Origin of the sequence: Kitasatospora sp. MBT66 (assembly GCF_000710405.2) — a bacterium.
GTDB classification, from domain to species: domain Bacteria; phylum Actinomycetota; class Actinomycetes; order Streptomycetales; family Streptomycetaceae; genus Kitasatospora; species Kitasatospora purpeofusca.
Window position 1 is genome coordinate 28,413 of record NZ_JAIY01000016.1, and the last position, 1,064, is coordinate 29,476.

Below are 1,064 nucleotides of genomic sequence, written 5' to 3' on the forward strand. Positions count from 1 at the left end.
CGCGGAGCACGGTGCGCCGCGGGCACGGCGGAGGAACGTGGTGGAGCGGACGTGGTGGCACGCGGCCGTCCGAGGGTCGCGGGGCGCGGCGCGGACGGACGGGGTCGCGGTGCGGCGTGATGCCCCGGTGACGGCGGGGCGGGGAGAGCGAGGACCGGGCCGGCCGGGGGAATCGCGGTCGTCCTGGGTCGTACGGATCGGGAGCCGCCCCGGCGGTCGGAATCCGGTATGGCGATGCGGCCCTCCGAATAGTGGGCCCGCCTCGAATTCTCCGCAACAGCGCATGTTCGGGCCGGGAGTCCCGCGCAATGCACCCGGCTCGCGCTCGGTCGCATTTCCGGCGGAGGGCGCGCCGCCGTGCGCCACCCGACCTCGCCGACCGCCTTCACCCGGTGAGCGGCGGACCGACGGGGGTACGCGAACGCTCCCCCTGCGACGGTCGCGCTCCGCCGCTGGGCAGGCCGTTCGAGGGCCGCCGGACCGGGACGGTCCGAGCACGATCGAACCCGCGACAGAGCGGAGGCCGACCCCGGCCCGCTCCGGCCGGCCCCCGGCGCACTCCCGGCGGACGAAGCGCCCCCGACGACGGCACCCCGGCCGCACGAATCGGTCATTTCATCGGACAGAACCGAACGCGATCGAGTTGATCATATTTCTGTTCTATTTCAGTAGTATTTCGGGAGCCTCTGAACTTTGTTCTTCCTTGACCATCGGACCGGCTCATCGGAATGACTCGTTCGCACAAGTCCGGCCCCGGACGAACCTTCCGTCCGTCGGGCCCCGATCGACCCTTCCGAAACGAACCGACGGAAGTGCTCTCCGGCCCCCGGTCCCGCGGTATTCCGTCGGAACCCCGGGTTGCCCCGGCCCGCAGCCGGACTGCCGGAACGCGCAGAGCCGCGCTCAGCCGGGCTCGTGGATCTGCTGGAGGTCGTCGAGCAGCCCCGCGAGCCACACCGCCACGTCCACCGCGTGCAGCGACACCCGTCCGTCGGAACCGGGAGCCGGTCCGCCGTCGAGTTCGGCCACCAGTGCGGCGCGGGCCCGGGCGACGGCCGGGTGCG